The 7,841-nt window shown below is 72.1% G+C and carries 8 protein-coding genes; 2 read left to right on the top strand and 6 right to left on the bottom strand.

Annotation, left to right across the window (positions count from 1 at the left end; translation table 11 throughout):
- Window positions 1-54: 54 nt before the first annotated feature.
- The 4 genes from ACFWYM_RS40040 to ACFWYM_RS40025 form a co-directional block, all read right to left on the bottom strand.
- Complete coding sequence (locus ACFWYM_RS40040) at window positions 55-429, bottom strand: RNA polymerase-binding protein RbpA (RefSeq protein ID WP_030360404.1); 375 nt, start codon at window positions 427-429, stop codon at window positions 55-57.
- 256 nt (window positions 430-685) lie between these two features.
- A complete protein-coding gene (locus tag ACFWYM_RS40035; protein ID WP_384848962.1) occupies window positions 686-2,047 on the bottom strand; it encodes an MFS transporter in 1,362 nt (453 codons plus the stop codon).
- Window positions 2,048-2,094: 47 nt separating this feature from the next.
- Complete coding sequence (locus tag ACFWYM_RS40030; RefSeq protein WP_384848960.1) at window positions 2,095-2,862, bottom strand: glycerophosphodiester phosphodiesterase; 768 nt, start codon at window positions 2,860-2,862, stop codon at window positions 2,095-2,097.
- Window positions 2,859-3,602: a YitT family protein gene (locus ACFWYM_RS40025; RefSeq protein WP_384848957.1), complete on the bottom strand. Its 744-nt coding sequence runs from the start codon at window positions 3,600-3,602 to the stop codon at window positions 2,859-2,861. The genes ACFWYM_RS40030 and ACFWYM_RS40025 overlap by 4 nt, the downstream gene beginning before the upstream one ends.
- A gap of 64 nt (window positions 3,603-3,666) precedes the next feature.
- On the opposite strand from ACFWYM_RS40025, the gene ACFWYM_RS40020 reads away from it, so the two are divergent.
- A complete protein-coding gene (locus ACFWYM_RS40020) occupies window positions 3,667-5,166 on the top strand; it encodes a PLP-dependent aminotransferase family protein (RefSeq protein WP_384848955.1) in 1,500 nt (499 codons plus the stop codon).
- Window positions 5,167-5,199: 33 nt separating this feature from the next.
- Here ACFWYM_RS40020 and ACFWYM_RS40015 read toward each other — a convergent pair whose 3' ends face one another.
- Entirely contained in the window at window positions 5,200-6,819 is a 1,620-nt protein-coding gene (locus ACFWYM_RS40015; RefSeq protein ID WP_384848953.1) for a hypothetical protein, read from the bottom strand.
- Window positions 6,820-6,868: 49 nt separating this feature from the next.
- On the bottom strand, window positions 6,869-7,063 hold the full coding sequence (locus tag ACFWYM_RS40010) for a hypothetical protein (protein WP_384848950.1): 195 nt from the start codon (window positions 7,061-7,063) through the stop codon (window positions 6,869-6,871).
- A 306-nt stretch (window positions 7,064-7,369) separates the two neighbouring features.
- Here ACFWYM_RS40010 and ACFWYM_RS40005 point away from each other — a divergent pair, with 306 nt between their 5' ends.
- On the top strand, window positions 7,370-7,762 hold the full coding sequence (locus ACFWYM_RS40005; protein ID WP_384848947.1) for an ankyrin repeat domain-containing protein: 393 nt from the start codon (window positions 7,370-7,372) through the stop codon (window positions 7,760-7,762).
- Window positions 7,763-7,841 lie beyond the last annotated feature (79 nt).

The raw sequence follows: 7,841 nt of genomic DNA, 5'->3' as shown, positions 1-7,841 counted from the left end.
CTGCTCAGCAGTGGACCGGGCCTCGTCATGTGGTGCTGGTGCCTCAGTCCGTCGTCAGGCGGACTTGCGGCTGTCGCGCGGGTGCACCGCGATGTTCATGGCGCCGGACCGCAGGACCGCGAGACGCTCCTCGAGGACCTCCTCAAGCTCTTCTCGAGTACGGCGCTCCATGAGCATGTCCCAGTGCGTACGCGCCGGCTTGCCCTTCTTCTCCTCAGGTCCGTCGCCGTCCACCAGGAGTGCCTGGGCCCCGCAGACCTTGCACTCCCACTCCGGCGGGATCTCCGCCTCGACCGAGAACGGCATCTCGAAACGATGTCCGTTCTGGCATGCGTACTCCACGGCCTGGCGCGGGGCCAGGTCGATGCCGCGGTCGGTCTCGTAGCTTGTCACCACGAGGCGCGTGCCGCGAAGAGCTCGCTCACTCATGAATCGTGCCTCCCGGGCTTGTCGCCCACAGGACAGGTGTCGCTGTCGTCGTCATCCGGTCAACGTCCGGTCGGCGGTAAAGATTCCCGTTCAGGGTCATGCGTCGCCGTCGTATGCCGCCCCTTGTTGTACCCACCAGCGCCCGCTTTGTCACATCTGACAGGAGATGTCACCCAGCGTTTCTGAATGTCCAGCGCGCAGTAACGGTACGCCTGGCAGGCCAAAGGCGTACACTACCGGCCTTTGCCTTCAGTTGCTAAATCCTGTCGGGTACGGGGTTGCCCGCGTCGCTCACCGCTCGTCGCACCGGCACCCGCGCGAGCAGCCCGAAACCGAGCACGAAGAAGACCACGAGCGAGATGATCGCGTCCCGATAGCTGCCGGTCAGCTGGTACGTGAGCCCGAAGACCAGCGGCCCCACCCACGCCATGCCCCGGTCGCTGATCTCGTACGCAGAGAAGTACTCGGCCTCCTTGCCGGGCGGCACCAGATGCGAGAACAGCGAGCGCGAGAGCGCCTGCGTGCCGCCGAGGACGAGCCCGATCCCGGCGGCGAGCACGAAGAACCACGCCGGGGCCCCGGCGGGCAGGAAGTACCCGGCCCCGATCGTCACGGTCCACGCGATCAGCGAGCCGAGGATCGTCCGCTTCGCCCCGTACCTGCGCGCGAGGCGCCCCATCCCGAGGGCCCCCGCCACCGCGAGCAGCTGCACCAGGAGGACCGCCACGATCAGCGTGGACTGGCCGAGCCTCAGCTCTTCCGAGCCGTACACGGACGCCTGGGAGATGACCGTCTGGACGCCGTCGTTGTAGACGAGATACGCCAGGAGGAAGGCCAGCGTGTACGGATGGCGGCGCATGTCCCGCACGGTCGCGGCCAGTTGTCGCCATCCCTGGGACCCGCCCCGGTCCGACGGCGCCACGGCCCGGTCCCGCAGCCGCCGCAGCGGCACGAGGGTGAAGGCGCCCCACCACACGCCCGCCGAGGCCAGGCAGATGCGCACCGCCGTGGCCTCGGAGACGCCGAAGCTGTCGTGGGCCGTGAACAGCACCAGGTTCGCGATCAGGACGAGGGCGCCCGCCGCGTATCCGAAGGCCCAGCCGCGCGAGGAGACCGCGTCGCGCTCCTCGGGCGGCGCGATCTGCGGCAGGTAGGAGTTGTAGAGCGCCATCGACACGGCCAGGGACGCGTTGGCGACGATCAGGAGCAGCCCGCCCAGGAGATAGCGGTCGCCGTCCAGGAAGAACATGCCCGCCGTGGCCGCCGCCCCCAGGTAGGCGGCCGTGGCGAGCAGCGGCTTCTTGCGGCCGGTGCGGTCGGCGGCGGCGCCTGCGAGGGGCATCACCAGGATCGACAGGATCACCGAGGCCGACACGGAGTACGCGAAGAAGGAGCCCGCGCGGACCGGGATGCCCAGCGGGTGCACATAACCCCCGGGGTCCGCGGCCGACTTGGCGACCTCGGTGAGATAGGGCCCGAGGAACACGGTGAGCACGCTCGTCGAGTAGACCGAGCAGGCCCAGTCGTAGAAGTACCAGCCGCGCTGCTCGCGCTTGCGCTCGGCGGCTTCGGCCGCCTCTTCGACGGCTTCGGCCGCCCGCACGGTGTCGCTGCTCACCCGTGCCCCCTCGCTGTTCCCCGTGGTCCGCGCCCGCTCCTGGGCGGTCAGGCCCAGGTCCCCCGGTCCTTCAGCACCTCGCGCAGCGTCTCGATGTGATCAGTGATGATGCCATCCACACCGAGGTCGAGGAGAGCCGTCATCCGATCGCGGTCGTTCACGGTCCAGACGTGGACCTGCAGCCCGCGCGCGTGCGCGGTGCGCACGAAGCGCCGGTCGACGACGCGGACGCCCGCGTGCACCTCCGGCACCTGCGCGGCGATCGCCGTTCCGCGCGGGAGGGCGGGCAGCCCGTACGACCGCAGGCGCAGCGCGAGCACGCCCCTGGTGCCGTACGAGGTGGCCAGGCGCGGGCCCGCGATCCGCTGGGCGCGGGCGACGCGCGACTCGGAGAAGGAGCCGACGCAGACCCGGTCCCAGGAGCCGGTGCGGCGGATCAGGTCGAGGAGCGGGAGCAGCGCGGGCTCGGCCTTCACGTCGACGTTCCAGCGGGCGTCGGGGAACGACTCCAGGAGGTCTTCGAAGAGGGGGACCGGCTCGCTGCCCGCCACGCGCGCGTGGCGCACCTCGCTCCAGGGGAGGTCCGCGATCCGGCCCGCCGCGTCGGTGACCCGGTCGAGCGTCGTGTCGTGGAAGGCGACGAGCCTGCCGTCGGCCGTGGCGTGGACGTCGGTCTCCAGGTACCGGTAGCCCGCGTCGACGGCGCGTCGAAAGGCGGCGGCGGTGTTCTCCAGGCCGTCCGCCGCCCCGCCCCGGTGGGCGAAGGCGAGCGGTCGCTGGTGGTCGAGGTAGGGGTGGCGTACGCGCGGGGTCACCGCTGCAGTATCGCCTGCTCCGGTTGACCGGCGGCGGCCACGACGCTGCGCGAGGGTGCCCCCGGGATGGCGAACACCCGCAGGAAGAACTGGGCGAGCGGGCCGATCGACACCGCGTACAGGACGGTTCCGACGCCCACCGTGCCGCCCAGCGCGAAGCCGGTCGCGACCACCACCACCTCGATCACCGTCCGCATCAGGCGGATGGAGCGGCCGGTGCGCTGGTGCAGGCCGGTCATGAGGCCGTCGCGCGGGCCGGGGCCGAACCGGGCCGTGATGTACAGGCCCGTCGAGAGCCCGTTGAGGAGGATCCCGGCGGCCAGGAGCGGGATGCGCACGGCGAAGGAGTCCGAGTCCGGCAGGAGCGCCAGGGTGGCGTCCATGGAGAGGCCGCAGAGGAACACGTTCGACACCGTGCCGAGCCCCGGGCGCTGGCGCAGCGGGATCCACAGCAGCAGGACGGCGGCGCCCACGATGATCGAGATGGTGCCTATGGAGAGGCCGGTCAGCTCGGCGAGCCCCTGGTTCAGCACGTTCCACGGCTCCGGCCCGAACCCGGCCGTGACCATGAGGGCGGAGCTGACTCCGTAGAGCGTCAGACCGGCGTACAGCTGGCACAGCCGCCGTGCCAGATGGGGCTTCCCGCCGGGTGTGACGGATGTGCGACGCGGTGTCTTCGCGGACTTCGTCGACTTCGCGGACAAGGAGTGCCCCCCGATCGTGCTAATGGCCTGACGCATGACACCCTGTGGCTTGGAACCAGGTCGCAACCATGGCCAATTCGGGGAAGGTGGACTGGTCGAGATGGCTCAGTGGACTTCGGCGGTGGGCTCGGCCCAGCTCGCCCGGCTGCTCACGTCCCAGCAGGCGCGCCCCGCGGGTGCCGGCACCCGGCGTCCGCCCGCCTACCGTGCGCTCGCCGACGGCATCCGGCTGCTCGTCCTCGAAGGGCGCGTCCCGGTCGCCGCCCGCCTGCCGGCCGAGCGCGAGCTCGCCGTCTCCCTCTCCGTGAGCCGGACCACGGTGGCCGCCGCCTACGAGGCACTGCGTTCCGAAGGGTTTCTGGAGTCCCGCAGGGGAGCGGGCAGTTGGACCGCCGTCCCGGCCGGGAATCCCCTGCCCGCGCGCGGGCTCGAACCGCTGCCGCCCGAGGCGCTCGGTTCCATGATCGACCTGGGCTGCGCGGCCCTGCCGGCCCCCGAGCCCTGGCTGACCCGCTCGGTGCAGGGCGCCCTCGAAGAGCTGCCGCCCTACGCGCACACGCACGGCGACTATCCGGCGGGGCTGCCCGCGCTGCGCGAGATGCTCGCCGAGCGCTACACCGCGCGCGGGATCCCCACCATGCCCGAGCAGATCATGGTCACCACGGGCGCCATGGGCGCGATCGACGCGATCTGCCACCTCTTCGCGGGCCGCGGCGAGCGCATCGCCGTCGAGTCGCCCTCGTACGCCAACATCCTCCAGCTGATGCGCGAGGCAGGAGCCCGCCTTGTGCCCGTCGCGATGGCCGAGGGCCTCGGCGGCTGGGACCTGGACCGCTGGCGGCAGGTGCTGCGCGACGCGGCGCCCCGGCTCGCGTACGTCGTCGCCGACTTCCACAACCCCACCGGTGCCCTCGCCGACGAGGACCAGCGCCGCCGGCTCGTGGACGCGGCGCGCTCGGCGGGCACGGTGCTCGTGGTGGACGAGACGATGAGCGAGCTACGGCTCGACGACGACCTGGAACTGCCGCGCCCCGTCTGCGGGTTCGACCCGGCGGGCTCGACCGTCATCACCGTCGGCTCGGCGAGCAAGGCGTTCTGGGCGGGCATGCGCATCGGCTGGGTGCGGGCCGCCCCCGATGTCATCCGCAGCCTCGTCGCCGCCCGCGCCTACGCCGACCTGGGCACCCCCGTCCTGGAACAGCTCGCCGTGAACTGGCTGCTGAACACCGGGGGTTGGCAGGAGGCCGTCGACGTGCGCAGGACCCAGGCGCGGGAGAACCGCGACGCCCTGGTGGCCGCCGTGCGCCGCGAGCTGCCCGACTGGGAGTTCGAGGTCCCGGGCGGCGGGCTGACCCTGTGGGTGCGCACCGGCGGGCTCTCCGGGTCCCGGCTCGCGGAGGTCGGCGAGCGGGTGGGGGTCAGGGTCCCGTCCGGGCCCCGCTTCGGTGTCGACGGGGCCTTCGAGGGCTATGTGCGGCTGCCGTTCACCGTGGGCGGCGCGGTCGCCGAGGAGGCGGCGGTGCGGCTCGCGGCAGCCGCGCGCCTGGTCGCGACGGGGGCGGGCTCGGGCGCCGAGCCGCCGCGCACGTTCGTGGCCTGAGGGACGGGCGGAGCCCCGTACGGGAGGTGCCGCTCAGCCCTCGGCCGGGACCGGCTCCGCCTCGGCGTCGTGCTCGGCACGGGCGTCGGTCGCGTCGGCGGGCATGGTGCGCTCCGGAAGGAGCTCCATGACCGCGCGCCGGTGCGACTCGCTCGTCGCGTCGTCGTACGGGTCGGGGGTCGCGGGCACCTGGAGGCGGTGCACGGGGCCGGTGCCGAGCCGGGCGTAGCCGCGGCCCGGGGGCACGTCCCGGGTGGGCGTGGTGTGCGGCGGGACGCCGAGGACGTCCTCTACTTGGTCGAGTTCGGCGGGGCCGAGCACCACGCGCGCGCGGGTGTGCTGCAGGACCGCGTCGCTCAGCGAGTCCAGGCTGTCGAACTGATCGGCCACGACGACCGTGACATGGGCCGCCCGGCCGTGCCGCAGGGGTACCTGGAGGAGGGACTGCGGATCCCGGTCCCCGTCGGCGGCCGCGAGGTGGCCGAGCACACTGGGGTGGTCGAGCAGCAGCCACAGGGGGCGCTTGGTGTCCTCCGGCGGCGGGTGGCCGGCCTGGCGGGCGCGGTTGGCGGCGATGAGCCGCCGCTCCGTCTCGTGCGCCGCCCACTCCAGGCTGGCGAGCGCCCCGGCGAGGCCGCACTCGACGGCGAGCACGCCGTCGCGTCCGGTCAGACAGGCGTAGTCGCCCGTGCCGTTGCCCTCGACGACCAGGACGTCCCCGTGCTGGAGGGCCTGCAGGGCGATGGAGCGCAGGAGCGTCGTGGTGCCGCTGCCGGGCTGGCCGACGACAAGGAGGTGCGGTTCGGTGGAGCGGATCCCGGTGCGCCAGATGACGGGGGGCACATCGCGCTGGTCGTCGCCGTCGGCGACCGGGAGGGTGCGCTGGACGACCGTCGGGTCGGTGAAGCCGAGCACCGTCTCACCGGGGGCGGTGACGAAGCGCTGGGCGGCGATGTCGGTGGGCAGCGGGGGCAGCACCGCGACGGCCAGCTGGTTGCCCTCCTCGTCCCACTCGAAGTGGTACTCGCGGCCGCGGCCCGACTTGGCGTGCAGCAGTTGCTCGATCCGCGCGCGTGAGTCGGCCTCGCCGTCCGTGAAGTACGCCGGGTAGCGCACCACGAGCCGCGAGACGCGTCCGGTCTCGTCGAAGTCGTAGCTGGGGAACGCCTTCTCCCACTCGCCGCCGTGCGCGTACAGAGGGCTCGGGTCCTCGGGGACGGAGAAGTACGGGACGAGTGCTTCGTAGAGCGACTGGAGGCGCTCCACCTGGGAGTCGTCCGGGCCCGTGGGGGCGGGCGCGGTGCGCTCGCGGCCGGTCCATGCGGCGGCCGCCATCAGGCAGATGGCGGCCAGCAGCGGACCGTACGGGACGAGCGCCACGACCAGGATCACCGAGGCCACCAGGAACAGCAGCGGTCCGCGCCGGTCCTTGGGGGTGGCGGCCCATCTGCGCCGCCCGGCCGCAGCGAGCCGCCGCAGTCCGCGGGTGATCGTGATCAGCGGGTGGAGGACGTCGGTGGCGCTGTCGGCGGCCGACCGCGCGATCTCCCTGCTGCGGGTGATCGTCTCGCGGCTGCGGGCGATGGTCTCCCGGCCGCGTGCGATCGGGGCGGACCCGCTGCTGAGAATGCGGGGGAGGGGGCGCCGTGCCACGTCTGTCTCCTGATGGTGCGTACGGGGTGTTACGAGGGAGAGGGGGACGTCAGAACTTGATCCCGCCGAGGAGGCTCGCGAGGCTCGCGCTGCCCGCCTTGATGCTCGGGGCGATGGCGGTGCCCGCGAGGAAGAAGCCGAAGAGTGCGCAGACCAGTGCGTGGGACGCCTTGAGTCCGTCTTTGCGGAAGAAGAGGAAGGCGATGACTCCGAGCAGCACGACGCCAGAGATGGACAGGACCATGAGAGTTCTCCTGAGTGGGGGGACAGTCACCATGAGTTCTTCCAGGCTCACAGCATGTATCCATACGATAAAAGGTGCAAATGGGGGAAATTTTGGATATTCCCCCCCAATGGCAGCGGGTTGCTGGGCCGTACGGGCGCGGTCGGAGCGGCACGTGGGGCCTGCGGTGATCTTTGCCTCGGGCGGGCCCCGTCATGTGCCGTGACGGGCAGTACCCTGTCGATTCACTCGTACGGCTGCAGGTCGTGCGCACCTTGTCGCCGAGTCACCTGTAGGCGAACCCCGTATCTGAAAGGCGGCCTGACCATGAGCGAAGCCCCCGACCCGGAGGTCGTGGAGCTGGCAGGCAAGATCTTCGATCTCGCGCGCCAGGGCGAGACCGACGCGCTCGCGGCCTATGTGGACGCCGGAGTTCCGGCCAATCTCACCAATGACCGTGGCGACACGCTGGTGATGCTCGCCGCCTATCACGGTCACGCCGATGCGGTCCGCGCCCTCCTGGAGCGTGGCGGCGACCCGGACCGGGCCAACGACCGGGGCCAGACGCCGCTCGCGGGGGCCGTCTTCAAGGGCGCCGACGAGGTCATCAGGGCCCTCCTCGACGGGGGCGCCGATCCGGCCGCGGGCACGCCCTCCGCGGTCGACACCGCCCGGATGTTCGGTAAGGAGGAGCTGCTCCGGCTGTTCGGGGCGGCCTGAACGGGGTAGCTGACCTGCGGCGGCGGGGGCGCCGGAAATGTGGTCGCGGCGGAGAGAACCGCTGGGTCATCATGACGAC

The sequence above is a fragment of the Streptomyces sp. NPDC059009 genome (genome assembly GCF_042740175.1).
Classification (GTDB): Bacteria; Actinomycetota; Actinomycetes; order Streptomycetales; family Streptomycetaceae; genus Streptomyces.
The sequence above is the reverse complement of the archived record's forward strand: the minus strand, read 5'-3'. Positions and strand labels throughout refer to the sequence as shown.

What these genes read in the sequence shown, in the direction of transcription:
- ACFWYM_RS40005 (WP_384848947.1), top strand. Translation starts at nt 7,370, where the DNA reads ATGAGCGAAGCCCCCGACCCGGAGGTCGTGGAGCTGGCAGGCAAGATC.
- ACFWYM_RS40040 (WP_030360404.1), bottom strand. Translation starts at nt 429, where the DNA reads ATGAGTGAGCGAGCTCTTCGCGGCACGCGCCTCGTGGTGACAAGCTAC.
- ACFWYM_RS40010 (WP_384848950.1), bottom strand. Translation starts at nt 7,063, where the DNA reads ATGGTCCTGTCCATCTCTGGCGTCGTGCTGCTCGGAGTCATCGCCTTC.
- ACFWYM_RS40020 (WP_384848955.1), top strand. Translation starts at nt 3,667, where the DNA reads ATGGCTCAGTGGACTTCGGCGGTGGGCTCGGCCCAGCTCGCCCGGCTG.
- ACFWYM_RS40025 (WP_384848957.1), bottom strand. Translation starts at nt 3,602, where the DNA reads ATGCGTCAGGCCATTAGCACGATCGGGGGGCACTCCTTGTCCGCGAAG.